Annotated in this window: 14 protein-coding genes; 10 read left to right on the top strand and 4 right to left on the bottom strand. The window is 62.5% G+C overall.

Features of this window, described 5'->3' with window-relative positions; genetic code table 11:
- The first annotated feature begins 95 nt into the window (after positions 1–95).
- The 4 genes from G8E10_RS00855 (at position 96) to folD (ending at position 3,281) form a co-directional block, all read left to right on the top strand.
- Complete coding sequence (locus G8E10_RS00855; RefSeq protein ID WP_167126061.1) at positions 96–470, top strand: hypothetical protein; 375 nt, start codon at positions 96–98, stop codon at positions 468–470.
- Entirely contained in the window at positions 467–1,033 is a 567-nt protein-coding gene (locus tag G8E10_RS00850) for a hypothetical protein (protein WP_110726950.1), read from the top strand. The genes G8E10_RS00855 and G8E10_RS00850 overlap by 4 nt, the downstream gene beginning before the upstream one ends.
- A gap of 368 nt (positions 1,034–1,401) precedes the next feature.
- Positions 1,402–2,211 (top strand): WecB/TagA/CpsF family glycosyltransferase, encoded by an 810-nt coding sequence (locus G8E10_RS00845; RefSeq protein WP_110800010.1) that lies wholly within the window; start codon positions 1,402–1,404, stop codon positions 2,209–2,211.
- 170 nt (positions 2,212–2,381) lie between these two features.
- Entirely contained in the window at positions 2,382–3,281 is a 900-nt protein-coding gene (folD, locus tag G8E10_RS00840; protein WP_167126058.1) for a bifunctional methylenetetrahydrofolate dehydrogenase/methenyltetrahydrofolate cyclohydrolase FolD, read from the top strand.
- A gap of 9 nt (positions 3,282–3,290) precedes the next feature.
- Here folD and G8E10_RS00835 read toward each other — a convergent pair whose 3' ends face one another.
- Positions 3,291–4,322 (bottom strand): LacI family DNA-binding transcriptional regulator, encoded by a 1,032-nt coding sequence (locus tag G8E10_RS00835; protein WP_167126055.1) that lies wholly within the window; start codon positions 4,320–4,322, stop codon positions 3,291–3,293.
- A gap of 273 nt (positions 4,323–4,595) precedes the next feature.
- On the opposite strand from G8E10_RS00835, the gene G8E10_RS00830 reads away from it, so the two are divergent.
- The 6 genes from G8E10_RS00830 (at position 4,596) to G8E10_RS00805 (ending at position 11,990) form a co-directional block, all read left to right on the top strand.
- The gene (locus G8E10_RS00830) at positions 4,596–5,954 is read left to right on the top strand and encodes an ABC transporter substrate-binding protein (RefSeq protein WP_110732944.1); all 1,359 of its coding nucleotides are present in this window, start codon (positions 4,596–4,598) and stop codon (positions 5,952–5,954) included.
- 110 nt (positions 5,955–6,064) lie between these two features.
- Entirely contained in the window at positions 6,065–7,075 is a 1,011-nt protein-coding gene (locus G8E10_RS00825) for a carbohydrate ABC transporter permease (protein WP_167126052.1), read from the top strand.
- 1 nt (position 7,076) lies between these two features.
- Entirely contained in the window at positions 7,077–8,222 is a 1,146-nt protein-coding gene (locus tag G8E10_RS00820) for a carbohydrate ABC transporter permease (protein ID WP_110726942.1), read from the top strand.
- A gap of 64 nt (positions 8,223–8,286) precedes the next feature.
- On the top strand, positions 8,287–9,963 hold the full coding sequence (bglA, locus tag G8E10_RS00815) for a beta-galactosidase BglA (protein ID WP_110800005.1): 1,677 nt from the start codon (positions 8,287–8,289) through the stop codon (positions 9,961–9,963).
- A gap of 32 nt (positions 9,964–9,995) precedes the next feature.
- Positions 9,996–11,084, top strand: coding sequence for an ABC transporter ATP-binding protein (locus G8E10_RS00810; protein ID WP_110726938.1), 1,089 nt, complete (start codon positions 9,996–9,998; stop codon positions 11,082–11,084).
- A gap of 87 nt (positions 11,085–11,171) precedes the next feature.
- Positions 11,172–11,990: an alpha/beta fold hydrolase gene (locus G8E10_RS00805; protein WP_167126048.1), complete on the top strand. Its 819-nt coding sequence runs from the start codon at positions 11,172–11,174 to the stop codon at positions 11,988–11,990.
- Positions 11,991–12,067: 77 nt separating this feature from the next.
- On the opposite strand, the gene G8E10_RS00800 is transcribed toward G8E10_RS00805, so the two are convergent.
- Genes G8E10_RS00800 through edd form a run of 3 tightly spaced genes read right to left on the bottom strand, consistent with a single transcriptional unit; the run spans position 12,068 to position 14,547 of the window.
- Entirely contained in the window at positions 12,068–12,349 is a 282-nt protein-coding gene (locus G8E10_RS00800) for a helix-turn-helix domain-containing protein (RefSeq protein WP_167126045.1), read from the bottom strand.
- The gene (locus tag G8E10_RS00795; RefSeq protein WP_167126043.1) at positions 12,346–12,675 is read right to left on the bottom strand and encodes a type II toxin-antitoxin system RelE/ParE family toxin; all 330 of its coding nucleotides are present in this window, start codon (positions 12,673–12,675) and stop codon (positions 12,346–12,348) included. Before G8E10_RS00795 ends, G8E10_RS00800 begins: the two co-directional genes overlap by 4 nt.
- 51 nt (positions 12,676–12,726) lie before the next feature.
- Positions 12,727–14,547 carry a phosphogluconate dehydratase gene (edd, locus tag G8E10_RS00790; RefSeq protein WP_167126040.1) on the bottom strand — a complete coding sequence of 607 codons (1,821 nt, stop codon included), beginning with the start codon at positions 14,545–14,547 and terminating at the stop codon, positions 12,727–12,729.
- Positions 14,548–14,653: the final 106 nt, after the last annotated feature.

Here is a 14,653-nt window from a genome sequence, read left to right as displayed (position 1 = left end):
GGCCCAGACGTCGAGACGCGCGGAAAATCGGGAATGCAGGCGCAGGGTGAGCGGCGAAATCCACCCGAGTGCCGTACCAAGACGGGAGACGTTCTATGGAAATTCAGGCTTCGGGCGATGTGCGGATCCGCAACATTCTGGGTCGGCTCGAGATGATCCTCGACAATGAGAACGCCCGGATCGGCGTCGATCCCACCTTCGACCTCAAGGCGTCCAACCTGCGCAAGAGCCGGTGCCTCTATGAGCTGACCATGCTCAACCGCCGGCAGGCAGCGCCGACCGACGTGTCGCCGTCCTACCTGTCGCAGGCCAAGCATATCCGCAACAAGCTGGCGACCAATTCCGAAAAGGTCGAGGCCCATCTGGAGGCCTGCCGCTCGGTGGTCGAGCTGCTGAAGACCGCGGCGCAGGACGCCGATGCCGATGGCATCTACTCCGAAGAACAGTTCCGTTACGGCGCGATGGTATGATCAAGCTTCTTCTCACCGGCGTCTGGGTCGCAGGCATCACGCTCGGATCGGTCTATGTCTCGATGCGTCACGCCTCCGCACCGGTGGAATCCAGTGAGGAGCAGGCCCGGCTCGCCGTGCAGGAATACGTTCCCGGCGAGCTGATCACGGTCCCGGTGCTCCGCGATGGCGGCGTGCAGGGATACTTCCTGACGAAGCTCTCCTTCGCCGTGGACAAGACGAAGGTGAAGACGCTGCCGGTTCCCTTGAAGGAGACCGTCACCAACGCGCTGTTCGATATTCTCGTCGGCAAGCAGCTGATCAATGTCGAGGACAGCAAATCCTTCGATCTCGCCAACTTCAAGTCCGTCGTGAAGGCGGGCCTGAACGAGCAGATGAAGGAAGAGGTGATCTTCGAGGTGCTGGTCGAACAGCTCGAATATCTTTCCAAGGCCGATGTCGCGCGCGTCGCAAATCGCGAAAGCCGCAAGCAGCCGGAGCCGGTCGCGATCGTCGATCGCAACGGCAACACCGCACACGACGTCATCCCCGGTGCGGCAGAGAAGGCAGCCGCCGGCCATTGAGTCGGTGGACGCATCTTCCGTCACGGGCCTGTATCACCTTGAAACGATCGAAGAGCCGTCGCCGGGCGGGAAACATCGTTTCCCCGGCCGCCATGCTTGCTCTTGCTCGCCTTTTCACAGGATCGTCGTAAACGGATCCTGAATTCGGGAAAAGGCTTTTGATTGAATGGTTTAAACGCGATTTCAGACCGCTTTGCTATTGTGCCGTCAATTGATCCGAGGATCGTGACCGCACAGGCATCCGGGAATATCCGTTCTCGTCACAGCCCGCTCCGTCTCCGCTTGACCGCGACGACGAGCGAGAGCAGGGACAGGGAATGAGGACGGTGCTCGTGCGGCGCGATGCTCCTTGATGGAGGATTGCCCGCATGAAATATTTTCCGCCCGTCTCGATCCAGCCGTCCCACCGCGACATCCTCGACCTCGCGGTCTGCGATTTCGAATGGGAGGAAGCTTTCACCTTCGTGGACGAGGTCGCCTCGTTGCCGATCGGGCAAACGATCATTTCCTTCCTGAATGCCAACAATGCCAATTACATGATGGAAGACCCCGACTACCGCGCGATCCTCGAGCGGCATGTCGTGCTGCCGGATGGCCATGGCGTCGATATCGCCTCCAAGATCTTTCATGGCAAGCCGTTCCCCGCCAATCTGAACGGCACCGATTTCGTGCCGGCCATGCTCACCTACATGCGCACGCCCCGCCGTGTCGCCATGGTCGGCGCGCGCGCCGATGTCCTGCAGCGGGCTGCCGAGAATTTCGCCAAGCATACGCCCTGGCACACGTTCATTCCGGTATCGGACGGCTACTTCGATCCGTCCGAATCCGATGCCGTCATGGCGAAGGTCCGCAAGGCCAGCCCCGATATCCTGCTGATCGCCATGGGCACGCCGCGCCAGGAAAAGTGGATCGACCGCTATGTCGGCCCGGGGCATGCCCGGCTCGTGCTCGGTGTGGGCGCATTGTTCGATTTCATCGCCGGCGAAGTGCCGCGTGCACCCGAATCCATCCGTCGCATGCGCCTGGAGTGGCTCTACCGCATGACCATCGAGCCGCAACGCTTGTGGAAGCGCTACGTCATCGGCATCCCGGTCTTCCTGCGCTTCGTTCTCTGGCGCAAGCTGACCGGGCCGCGCACGGCACGCACCCTGCCGGCCCGGCGGGTCGCATCGCTGTAACGATATCGTCCCGGTTCGAGCAAAAACGGTGCACCGGAGAACGATCTTCCGGTGCAGGCCCATGTCGGCCTTGAAATCCTCGTGAAGAACAGCTTAGGACGCATTGAGGCGATCTGCTGGCGTTCGCGCCCTATATGTCCCTCTGGACGAACCACATCCGCGAGGGCCTGATGAGCACCGTTATCGATGGAAAGACCGTAGCCGCCGCCGTTCTCGACCGCGTGAAGACAGCGGCCAGCACGCTGGAAGAAAGCCACTGCGTCAAGACGGGGCTTGCCGTCGTCATCGTCGGCAACGATCCGGCCAGCCACACCTACGTCTCCTCCAAGAGCCGGATGGCCAAGGAATGCGGTTTCGTATCCGTCCAGCACACGCTGCCGGAGGAAACCACCCAGGACGATCTCGCCGCCATCGTCGATCGCCTCAATGCCGATCCAGCGATCCACGGCATCCTCGTGCAACTGCCGCTGCCGCCGCATTTCGATGCCGACCCGATCATCCAGTCGATCCGGCCGGAAAAGGACGTGGACGGACTGAATGTCGTCAATGCCGGAAAGCTCGCGACCGGTGACCTCAAGGGCGGTCTCGTCTCCTGCACGCCGGCCGGCGCCATGGTCTTCGTTCGCCAGACCCACGGCGCCGATCTCTCGGGCCTTAATGCGGTCGTCATCGGACGCTCCAACCTGTTCGGCAAGCCGATGGCAGCCCTGCTGCTCGCCGCCAACGCGACCGTGACGGTCGCCCATTCGCGCACGCGGGATCTGCCCGCCGTCTGCCGCAATGCGGATATTCTCGTTGCCGCCGTCGGCCGGCCGGAAATGGTGAAGGCGGATTGGGTCAAGCCCGGTGCCACCGTCATCGATGTCGGCATCAATCGCATCGCGGCGCCCGAGCGGGGGGAGGGGAAAACCCGCCTCGTCGGTGACGTCGCCTTCGCCGAGTGCAAGGATATCGCTGCGACCATCACGCCCGTCCCCGGCGGCGTCGGGCCAATGACCATCGCCATGCTGATGGCGAACACCGTCATCGCCGCCCACCGCGCGGCCGGCGTGGAAGCGCCGAGCTTCTAATCTTTGATGTCAGCTCCGCGGCGCCGGCTTGGTCGAGTCGCGGATGATCAGTTCCGCCTGCCAAACCTCGTGCTCCAGCGCATCTTCCGGGCTCAGCACATGGGTGATCAGCCGTTCGGCGACGCGGGCGCCCGCTGCCCGCAGCGAGGACTGCGTGGTCGTCAGCGGCACGTTGAAATGTTCCGGTTTCAGCAGCGGTAGCACGTCGTCATGCGCGATCAGCGAGACGTCGTCGCCGACCTTCAGCCCGGCGCGGTTCAGGGCCCGGACGACGCCCAGCGCCATGACCGTGCTGGAACAGAGAATGGCAGTCGGCGGCCGGGCATCGGCCAGAAATGCCGTCGTTGCCCGAAACCCGTATTCGTCCGTCATGAAGTCATGGGCGATCAGAACATCCTGCGTTTCCAGCCCTGCTTCCTGAAGAGCCGCCAGCATGCCCGCTTTCCGGCGCATGGCGAAGGTCAGGTGTTCCTGCCCGTTGATCAGCGCAATGCGGCGGTGCCCGAGCGAGATCAGCAACTGCGTCGCCTCGTAGAAAGCGCCCTCATTGTCGATGTCGAGGAAGGGATAGTCCTCGCCCTGACCGATCGCCCGGCCGTGCACCAGATAGGGGATCGGCAAAGAGCGCAGCATCTCGATCCGCGGATCGTCACGACGTACGGAGGCTATGAAGAGCGCATCGACATTGCCGCTGGCCGCCAGCCGTCGGAAGGTCGTCTCTTCCTCTTCCGGCGCACTTGGATTGATGACGAAGTGAAAGTCGTGACGAACGGAAGCTTCCCCAAGTCCGGTCAGGAAGGCGCTGAAATGCACGTCCGTATCGATATCGGGAGCGACCGTCATCACGAGGCCGATCGAGGCGGCACGGCCGGTCGCCAGCCGCTGCGCGGCGCGGTTCGGCCGATAGCCGGTGTCGCGCACGGCCTGCAGCACGCGCTCGCGCGTTTCCGCATTCACCTCCGGATAGCCGTTCAGCGCCCGGCTGACCGTCGTCTGCGACAGACCGAGCATCTCGGCCAACTGTCTGAGATTGACGACCATCCTCCAAAACTCCCGCCAAAGCGCTTCGATACCCTCCTCAAAGCGGTATGATTGCTCATTACCATCAAAGGCGTGGCTGCGCAAAACGGTTCTCGCTTTGCCGCACTGCAAACCTTCGCTGCACTGCAAATTAACAACTTACGATGGACAGGCATGCAAAACCTCTTGACTTGCCGCCTCGACCAATGATTTCTTACGCTTCTCAAAGCGCTTTGAAAGCGGCCATCAAGGAAAGATGCCGGCAAGGTGCAGCGGTTTTTCGGGAGGAAACACGTGAAGACCAAACTGATCCTGGGCGCAGCTGCGCTTGCTCTTATCGCAGGAACCGCCTCGGCGGCGGAGCTGAAGTTCAAGCCGGGCGAAGACGCCAAGTTCAACTGGAAGAGCTACGAGGACTTCAAGTCCGGGCATGACCTCAAGGGTCAGTCGCTGACCATTTTCGGCCCCTGGCGCGGCGAAGACCAAGTCCTGTTCGAAGCCGTGCTCGACTATTTCCGCGACGTCACCGGTGCCGACGTGAAATATTCGTCGTCCGAGAACTACGAGCAGCAGATCGTCATCGACACGCAGGCGGGCTCGCCACCGGATGTCGCGATCCTGCCGCAGCCGGGTCTCATCGCCGACCTCGCCTCGAAGGGCTACCTGACACCGCTCAGCGAAGGCACGGACAAGTGGCTGCTCGACAATTACGCCGCCGGCCAGTCCTGGGTCGATCTGTCGACCTATGCCGGCAAGGACGGCCAGAAGGCGCTCTACGCGTTCCCCTACAAGATCGACGTCAAGTCGCTCGTCTGGTACGTGCCCGAGAACTTCGAGGATGCGGGCTATGAAGTGCCCAAGACCATGGAAGAACTGAAGGCCCTGACCGACAAGATCGTCGCCGATGGCGGCACGCCGTGGTGCATCGGTCTTGGTTCCGGCGGCGCGACCGGCTGGCCTGCGACCGACTGGGTCGAGGACATGATGCTGCGCACGCAGCCGGCCGACACCTATGACAAGTGGGTCTCGAACGCCATTCCGTTCAACGACCCCGCCGTCGTCGGCGCGATCGACGAGTTCGGCTTCTTTGCCAAGAACCCGAAATATGTCGATGGCGGCACGCAGGCGGTCTCGTCCACCGACTTCCGCGACAGCCCGAAGGGCCTCTTCGCCTCGCCGCCGAAGTGCTACCTGCATCACCAGGCATCCTTCATTCCGTCCTTCTTCCCGGAAGGCACCAAGGTCGGCGAAGACGCGGATTTCTTCTACATGCCGCCTTATGCCAGCAAGCCGGAACTCGGAAATCCGGTCCTCGGTGCCGGCACGCTCGCCATGATCACCAAGGACACGCCGGCCTCGCGCGCCTTCCTCGACTTCCTCAAGACGCCGATCGCGCATGAAGTCTGGATGGCCCAGTCGAGCTTCCTCACCCCCTACAAGGGCGTGAACCTCGATACCTACGCCAATGCGCCGATGAAGAAGCAGGGGGATATTCTCCTCAACGCCACCACCTTCCGCTTCGACGGCTCCGACCTGATGCCCGGCAAGATCGGCGCCGGTGCCTTCTGGACCGCCATGATCGACTATGTCGGCGGTAAGCCGGCAGCCGATGTGGCGACCGACATCCAGAAGTCCTGGGACAGCATCAAGTAACGACCGTTTCGCGACGTCGCGCGCCGCCTGCCACCATGGCAAGTGGCGCGTGCGGGTTCGATCTTGTGGGTGGACGACGGTCGGCCGCGCCGCGGCCTGAGGGGGGAAACATGCAGCAATTGTTGATGGCTGTGGTAACGATGGTGGCCGGCGTTCTCGCCTGCGCTGCCTATTTCTACGGAACGAACCTGATCCTCGACCTCATCTTCCCGTCAAAGGGTCGATCGGGCGCCAATGCATCGCGCAATCTGCGCATCAGCAACGCCATCCGCCCCTGGCTCTTCCTGTTTCCGGCGCTCTTCGCCATGACGATCTACCTCATCTATCCGGTTATCGAGTCGGTCTGGCTCTCCTTCCACGATCGTGCCGGGCAGAATTTCGTCGGCGGCGCCAACTATGTCTGGATGATCAATGACGGCGAGTTCCGCCAGTCGATCTTCAACAATTTCCTCTGGCTGCTCGTCGTCCCGGCGCTCGCCACCTTCTTCGGCCTGATCATCGCGGCTCTGACCGACCGCATCTGGTGGGGCAATATCGCCAAGACCTTGATCTTCATGCCTATGGCGATCTCCTTCGTCGGCGCCTCCGTCATCTGGAAGTTCATCTACGACTACCGCGCTGCCGGCACCGAACAGATCGGCCTGCTCAACGCCATCGTCACATCGCTCGGCTTCGAGCCGCAGGCCTGGGTCACCATCCCGCTCTGGAACAATTTCTTCCTGATGGCGATCCTCGTCTGGATCCAGACCGGTTTTGCCATGGTCATCCTGTCGGCGGCTCTGCGCGGCATTCCGGAGGAAACGGTCGAGGCGGCGGTGATCGACGGGGCGAACGGCTTCCAGATCTTCTTCAAGATCATGATCCCGCAGATCTGGGGCACCATCGCCGTCGTCTGGACCACCATCACCATCCTCGTCCTCAAGGTGTTCGACATCGTGCTGGCGATGACCAACGGGCAATGGCAGACGCAGGTTCTGGCCAATCTCATGTTCGACTGGATGTTCCGCGGCGGCGGCGATTTCGGCCGCGGCGCGGCGATCGCCGTGGTCATCATGCTCCTCGTCGTGCCGATCATGATCTGGAACATTCGCAATGCTGCCAAAGAGATGAAGGGACACTGAGATGATCGCATCGAAACGCTCCCCGCTCGTCCTCTTCGTCCATCTCTCGGTGCTGCTGCTGGTCATCCTCTGGACGATCCCGACGGCCGGCCTCCTCATCTCGTCACTGCGCGACAAGGACCAGCTGGCCGTCTCCGGCTGGTGGACGGCGTTGTCTACCTCCAGCCAGAACCTGACGGTGCGCGCACCGGGTCCGGAAGCGCAGCAGCAGCGCGACGGCAAGTTCGTCATATCCGGCAACGCGCTCGACAATCCCGGCGCCAAGGTCTCCGCCTTCGGCTTCCGCACGCAGGAACCGGCCGCCTTCGAGCCCGGCCAGACCGCGACGCTCAACGACGGCGAGCGCCTGACCGTGCAGGAGGACGGCACATACGAGATCGTCTCCGACGTTGCCATGGAAGGCTCGCGCGGACAGCGCATCTTCGTTCAGGCCGCCGTCCCTTCGCGCTTCACCTTTGACAACTATCGTGAAGTGCTGAATGCGGAAGGCATCGGCGCGTCCTTCATCAACTCGCTCACCGTCTCCATTCCCTCCACCATCATCCCCATCCTCGTCGCGGCCTTTGCGGCCTACGCCCTTGCCTGGATGCCGTTTCCCGGCCGCACCGTCCTCATCGCCATCGTCGTCGGCCTGCTGGTCGTACCCTTGCAGATGTCGCTGATCCCGCTGCTCAAGCTGTATAACGGCGTCGGCGCGTTCCTCGGCGTTCCCGCCAAGACCTATGTCGGCATCTGGCTCGCGCATATGGGCTTCGGCCTGCCGCTCGCCATCTATCTGCTGCGCAACTATATGGCCGGTCTGCCGCGCGAGATCATGGAGTCTGCCAGGGTCGATGGCGCCAGCGATTTCGACATCTTCGTCAAGATCATCCTGCCGCTGTCCTTCCCCGCACTCGCCTCCTTCGCCATCTTCCAGTTCCTCTGGACATGGAACGACCTCCTCGTCGCTATGGTCTTCCTCGGCACAGGCAATAACGAGCTCGTGCTCACCGGCCGCCTCGTCAACCTGCTCGGCTCGCGCGGCGGCAACTGGGAAATCCTGACGGCCTCCGCCTTCATCACCATCATCATTCCGCTCCTCGTCTTCTTCAGCCTGCAGCGCTATCTCGTGCGCGGCCTGCTGGCGGGATCCGTCAAGGGCGGTTGATCCCACTCAGGCGAACTGAACCATCGTCTCCCGAACCCACCCGTCCAAGGACCCGCCCCCTTCCATGAGCCTACCCCTTCGCAAGACCCAGACCGAACAGACCTCCACCCTGCTGCCCGCCGACCGCGACTGGTGGCGGGGCGCGGTGATCTACCAGATCTATCCGCGGTCCTATCAGGACAGCAATGACGACGGCATCGGCGATCTCAAGGGGATCACGCGCCGGCTGCCCTACATCGCCTCGCTGAATGTCGATGCCATCTGGATCTCGCCCTTCTTCACTTCGCCGATGAAGGATTTTGGCTACGACGTCTCGAACTATAACGGCGTCGATCCGATCTTCGGCCTGCTGTCGGATTTCGACGACCTGATCGCCGAGGCGCATCGTCTGGGAATCCGGGTCATGATCGACCTCGTGCTCTCCCACACATCGGACCAGCATCCCTGGTTTGCCGAAAGCCGCTCCAGCCGCTTCAACCCGAAGGCGGACTGGTACGTCTGGTCGGACTCCAAGCCCGACGGCACGCCGCCTAACAACTGGATGTCGATCTTCGGCGGTTCGGCTTGGGCTTGGGACCCGACGCGGCTGCAATATTACATGCACAACTTCCTGACTTCGCAGCCGGACCTGAACCTTCATAACACCGAGGTGCAGGACGCGCTGATATCCGTCGAGCGCTTCTGGCTGGAGCGCGGCGTCGATGGCTTCCGCCTCGACACGATCAATTTCTACTTCCACGACCTGCAATTGCGCGACAACCCGGCGCTGGCGCCTGAGCGCCGCAATGCCAATACGGCCCCGGCCGTGAACCCCTACAACTATCAGGAACATCTCTACGACAAGAACCGGCCTGAAAACATCGCCTTCCTCCAGCGCTTCCGCGCGGTCATGGACGAGTATCCGGCGATCGCCGCGGTAGGCGAGGTGGGCGACAGCCAGATCGGTCTCGAAATCGCCGGCCAGTACACATCCGGCGGCGACAAGATGCACATGTGCTATGCCTTCGAGTTCCTGGCACCCGATCCGCTGACGCCGGCGCGCGTCGCCGAGGTACAGCACGCCTTTGAGCGGGCAGCACCCGAAGGCTGGGCCTGCTGGGCGTTTTCCAACCACGACGTCGTGCGCCATGTCTCCCGCTGGGGGCAGGGCATCGCGGATCACGACGCCCACGCGAAATTCCTCGCCAGCATGCTGATGTCGCTGCGCGGCTCCGTCTGCATCTATCAGGGTGAAGAACTGGCGTTGACCGAGGCCGATCTCGCCTTCGAGGATCTGCAGGACCCCTACGGCATCCAGTTCTGGCCCGACTTCAAGGGCCGCGATGGCTGCCGCACGCCGATGGTCTGGGAGGCCGATGCGCAGAACGGTGGCTTCGGCGATGGCCGGCCCTGGCTGCCGGTGCCGCCCGAGCATCTGCCCCGCGCCGTCTCGGTGCAGGAGCAAGACATGCGCTCCGTGCTCCACCACTACCGCCGCTTCCTCGCCTTCCGTCGCCAGTACACGGCGCTGGCCAAGGGCGAGATCGCCTTCAAGCCCTATGCAGCGCCGATCCTCGGCTTCGAGCGGAGCCATGGCAACGAGACGCTGCTGTGCCTGTTCAACATGAGCGGCGAGACGGCATCGGTCGAACGGCCAGCCGAGCGGCTCGAGGTGCTGACCGGCCACGGCTTCGCCTCGGAACTCGGCGACAACAGCATTACACTACCCGCCTGGAGCGGATTTTTCGCGCGGATCGTCTGACGATCACAATTGAAGTGAACGGGGAGGGACCCATGTCCGGACTGGAACTACGCAAGATCCGCAAATCCTATGGTGCCGTGGACGTCATCCACGGAATCGATCTGACGATCGAGAAGGGCGAGTTCATCGTCTTCGTCGGCCCGTCCGGCTGCGGAAAATCGACACTGCTGCGCATGATCGCCGGGCTCGAGGAGATCACCGGCGGCGAGATGTTCATCGAGGGCGAGAAGGTCAACGACACCCCGCCGTCGAAGCGCGGCATCGCCATGGTGTTCCAGTCCTATGCGCTCTACCCGCATATGACGGTCTACGACAACATGGCCTTCGGCATGCGCATCGCCAAGGAAAGCAAGGAGGAGATCGACCGCCGCGTCCGCGCCGCCGCCGATATCCTGCAACTCACGCAATATCTCGACCGCCTGCCGAAGGCGCTCTCCGGCGGCCAGCGCCAGCGCGTCGCCATCGGCCGCGCCATCTGCCGCGACCCCAAGGTCTTCCTGTTCGATGAGCCCCTGTCGAACCTCGATGCGGCGCTGCGCGTCGCCACCCGCATCGAGATCGCGCGGCTGAACGAGCAGATGGCCGACACGACCATGATCTACGTCACCCACGACCAGGTGGAGGCGATGACGCTTGCAGACCGCATCGTCGTCCTCTCCGGCGGTCATATCGAGCAGGTCGGTCCGCCGCTCGAACTCTACGAGCGCCCCGCCAACCTCTTCGTCGCCCAGTTCATCGGCTCGCCCGCCATGAACATCATCCCCGCCAGGATCGTCGCAACCGGCGCCCAGACGACGGTCGAACTCGTCGGCGGCAAGCGCGACATCCTCGATATCCCGACGCCCGATACCGAAAGCGGCCGGCAGGCAAGCTTCGGCGTCCGCCCCGAAGACCTTCAGATCACCACCGGCGACAGCTTCCTCTTCGAAGGCACCGTTTCCATCGTCGAGGCGCTGGGCGAAGTCACCCTCCTCTACATCGAAGGACTCGTTCCCGACGAACCGATCATCGCCAAACTCGCCGGCATCCAGCCGATCAAGCGCGGAGAGCGCGTCCGCTTCACCGCAGACCGCGCCAAGCTGCATCTGTTCGACGGGGAGGGGAAGACGTATCGGCGTTAAGCCATCGATCACAGTCGCGAATGCTTTTGCCGGAACCAAACCCGTCGTCTGCGAATTGGGTGGGGCAACACAGCAAAGGATTTCCGCATGGCGTATATCGATGCAAAGGACGGCACAAAACTTCATGTCAAGGATATGGGGCAAGGCCGTCCCGTCGTTCTTATCCATGGCTGGCCTCTGACCGGCGATATGTTCGAATATCAGACCGTAGCCCTGCTCGAAGCAGGCTACCGCGTCATCACCTATGACCGCCGCGGCTTCGGCCAGTCGGGCCATCCAGCGACCGGCTATAATTACGATACCTTCGCCGACGATCTGGCGAGCGTCATCGAGGGGCTTGACCTGCAGGATGTCTCGCTGGTCGGCTTCTCCATGGGCGGCGGCGAAATCGCGCGCTATCTCTCCCGCCACGGCGCGTCGCGCATCGCCAAGGCCGTCCTCGTGGCCTCCGTCGCTCCGTATCTTCTCAAGGACGAGAGCAACCCGGATGGCGTCGATGCCAGCGTGTTCGAGGATATGAAGACGCAGATTCGCGAGGATCGTTTCGCCTTCCTGCAGAGCTTCGCAAAGACGTTCTACGGTGTGGGACTGGTGAGCCGTCCCGTCAGCCAGGGTGTGCTCGACTGGTCCTTCGTACTCGGAGTCATGGCCAGCCCGAAGGCTACGATCGACTGCGTCATGGCTTTCGGAACCACCGATTTCCGTCCGGACCTCGCCTCGTTCACTATCCCGACGCTCGTCATTCACGGCACGGCAGACAAGACCGTTCCCATCGATCCATCAGGCCGCGCCGCCGCGAACGGCATCGCCGGTGCGCGACTGATCGAGTATGACGGCGAACCCCACGGTCTGTTTGCAACCGTGCCGGACCGGTTGAACAAGGATCTGCTGGAGTTTCTGGCATAAAACAAAAGAGAGCGCGCCGATGATGTCGGCGCGCTCTCTGTCATGAACGGAACGAGTTCTCCGCTGAGATGTCGCCTTTAAGCCGCCTCTCGAACCAGAATATCGACGTGTAGGCCGGCTCTTGCAAGCAGGGTTACCATCGTGTCGATCGAGAACAAGGTAATTCTCCCACGCATAAGATCGGAGATGCTTGGGCGGGGAATGGCCAATCGGTCCGCAGCCTCGGCCTCTGTCCAGCCTTCCCTACGGATATGCTGCTCAAGGGCCCCCATCAGTTTTGACCGGAGCTTCAGGTTCTCAGCTTCCGCGGGGTTATCCTCGATTGCATCCCAGACACTTGCAAATGTTTCATCACTCATGGGTCGAGTCCCTTGACCAGGTCGCGATAGCGCTGCGTCGCGAGGTCCAGATCTATCTTGCCTGTCTTCTGCGTCTTTTTCTGGAAGCAATGTAGCACGTAAACCGCATAGGCAAACCAGGCGACATAGATGACACGGAAAGCACCGGATTCATCCCTCACTCGGATTTCCTGGACGCCCTTGCCGATGGTTGGCATGGGCTTCCAGTCGGAGGGCGGCTGGGCGTTCTGCACCTTCTCGAGTTGATAGCCAGCTTCACGCCTGACCGCATCTGGGAAGGCCCGCAGATCTCGAAGACTGTTGCTGCAGAACGTGAGAACCTTCATTCGTTAAATATACAAGGCACCGTATATTCGCGGAATCTGCATCAGTACAAATTAATGAAAAAACACGCTCGCCCCGTGTTCCGCAGCCCCCGTCATCGCCCGGAACGGTGCGAACAGCTCCCGGCCCATGCCGAATTCGTTGCCGGAGAGGTCGGCTTCTGCCGGCTCGCGCGCGTCCAGTTCTGCGTCCGACACCAGCACGTTGATCTTGCCGGTCGTGGCATCCAGCCGGATGATGTCGCCTTCGCGGATCCTGGAGATCGGGCCGCCGTCCTTGGCTTCGGGGGTCATGTGGATGGCAGAGGGGACCTTGCCGGAGGCGCCGGACATGCGGCCGTCAGTGATGAGGGCGACCATCTGGCCGCGATCCTGCAGGATGCCCAGCACCGTCGTCAGCTTGTGCAGTTCCGGCATGCCGTTCGCCTTCGGGCCCTGGAAGCGGACGACGGCGACGAAATCGCCCTCGAGCTTGCCCTCCTTGAAGGCGTCGTTCAGGCTCGCCTGATCGTGAAAGATCTTGGCCGGCGCTTCGATGATGTGGCGCTCCGGCTTGACGGCCGAGATCTTGATGACGGCCTTGCCGAGGTTGCCGGTGAGCATCTTGAGGCCGCCGGTCGCCTGGAAAGGCTTGTCGATCGTGGCGAGCACCTTCGGGTCGTGGCTGACGTCGGGCGCGCGCTCGCGGGCGACCGTGCCGTTCTCGCCGAGCTTCACGTCGATCGCATAGGCTTGAAGTCCATGGCCGAAGACGGTGCGGACATCCTCATGGATCATGCCGTTCTTCAGCAACTGGCCGATGAGATAGCCGATGCCGCCGGCAGCGTGGAAATGGTTCACGTCCGCAAGGCCGTTGGGGTACACGCGGGCGAGCAGCGGAATGATGTCGGAGAGTTCCGAAATATCCTGCCACGTCAACATGATGCCGGCGGCGCGCGCCATGGCGACGAGGTGCATCGTGTGGTTGGTCGAGCCACCCGTCGCATGTAGGCCGATGACGCCGTTGACGATGGAGCGCTCGTCGATCATCTCGCCGGCGGGTGTGAATTCATTGCCGAGGGCGGTGATCGCGAGCGCCCGCTTGGTCGCCTCGCGCGTCAGCGCATCGCGCAGCGGCGTGCCGGGATTGATGAAGGAGGCGCCGGGCATGTGGAAGCCCATGATCTCCATGACCATCTGGTTGGAGTTGGCCGTGCCGTAGAAGGTGCAGGTGCCGGGCCCGTGATAGGACTTGGATTCGGCATCCAGCAGCTCGTCGCGCCCGATCTTGCCTTCGGCATAGAGCTGGCGCACGCGGGCCTTTTCGTCGTTCGGCAGGCCCGTCGTCATGGGACCCGCGGGAATGAACACGGCGGGGAGGTGGCCAAAGGTCATAGCGGCGATCATCAAGCCGGGCACAATCTTGTCGCAGACGCCGAGATAGACGGTGCTGTCGAACATATTGTGCGACAGCCCGATACCGGCGGCCATGGCAATGAGGTCGCGCGAAAAAAGCGACAGCTCCATGCCGGGCTGCCCTTGCGTTACGCCATCGCACATGGCGGGAACGCCGCCGGCCACCTGCGCGATGCCGCCGGCTTCCGCCGCCGCTTCGCGGATCATCGCCGGGTAGGTCTCGAACGGCTGATGCGCCGACAGCATGTCGTTGTAGGAGGTGATGATCCCGAGATTGGGCACGGTGTCTCCCGACAGCGCGACCTTCTCGGAGGGGGAACAGACGGCAAAGCCATGCGCGAGATTGCCGCAGCCGAGCACGGAGCGGTGCACGCCTTTGGCGGCGGCGTTGCGCACCCGGTGCAGGTAGAGTTCGCGCGATGGCTTGGAGCGCTCGACGATGCGGGCGGTGATGGCTGCGATGCGGGGATCGACGGTCATGGCCTATCCTTCCGGGGCCGCTCGGCCCCTGTCTCAGATGTGGATCATCGGTTTCGGCGCGAATGAGCGCCGGTTGTGTCAAGTCTCGCGCGATGGGCCGGTGACC

It is taken from the genome of Ferranicluibacter rubi, assembly GCF_011603255.1.
Lineage (GTDB): Bacteria > Pseudomonadota > Alphaproteobacteria > Rhizobiales > Rhizobiaceae > Ferranicluibacter > Ferranicluibacter rubi.
The sequence above is the reverse complement of the archived record's forward strand: the minus strand, read 5'-3'. Positions and strand labels throughout refer to the sequence as shown.

Excerpts from the sequence above, each read along its gene's own strand:
- G8E10_RS00855 (WP_167126061.1), top strand. The coding sequence starts at position 96 with ATGGAAATTCAGGCTTCGGGCGATGTGCGGATCCGCAACATTCTGGGT.
- G8E10_RS00850 (WP_110726950.1), top strand. The coding sequence starts at position 467 with ATGATCAAGCTTCTTCTCACCGGCGTCTGGGTCGCAGGCATCACGCTC.
- G8E10_RS00845 (WP_110800010.1), top strand. The coding sequence starts at position 1,402 with ATGAAATATTTTCCGCCCGTCTCGATCCAGCCGTCCCACCGCGACATC.
- folD (WP_167126058.1), top strand. The coding sequence starts at position 2,382 with ATGAGCACCGTTATCGATGGAAAGACCGTAGCCGCCGCCGTTCTCGAC.
- G8E10_RS00835 (WP_167126055.1), bottom strand. The coding sequence starts at position 4,322 with ATGGTCGTCAATCTCAGACAGTTGGCCGAGATGCTCGGTCTGTCGCAG.
- G8E10_RS00825 (WP_167126052.1), top strand. The coding sequence starts at position 6,065 with ATGCAGCAATTGTTGATGGCTGTGGTAACGATGGTGGCCGGCGTTCTC.
- G8E10_RS00820 (WP_110726942.1), top strand. The coding sequence starts at position 7,077 with ATGATCGCATCGAAACGCTCCCCGCTCGTCCTCTTCGTCCATCTCTCG.
- bglA (WP_110800005.1), top strand. The coding sequence starts at position 8,287 with ATGAGCCTACCCCTTCGCAAGACCCAGACCGAACAGACCTCCACCCTG.
- G8E10_RS00810 (WP_110726938.1), top strand. The coding sequence starts at position 9,996 with ATGTCCGGACTGGAACTACGCAAGATCCGCAAATCCTATGGTGCCGTG.
- G8E10_RS00805 (WP_167126048.1), top strand. The coding sequence starts at position 11,172 with ATGGCGTATATCGATGCAAAGGACGGCACAAAACTTCATGTCAAGGAT.
- G8E10_RS00800 (WP_167126045.1), bottom strand. The coding sequence starts at position 12,349 with ATGAGTGATGAAACATTTGCAAGTGTCTGGGATGCAATCGAGGATAAC.
- G8E10_RS00795 (WP_167126043.1), bottom strand. The coding sequence starts at position 12,675 with ATGAAGGTTCTCACGTTCTGCAGCAACAGTCTTCGAGATCTGCGGGCC.
- edd (WP_167126040.1), bottom strand. The coding sequence starts at position 14,547 with ATGACCGTCGATCCCCGCATCGCAGCCATCACCGCCCGCATCGTCGAG.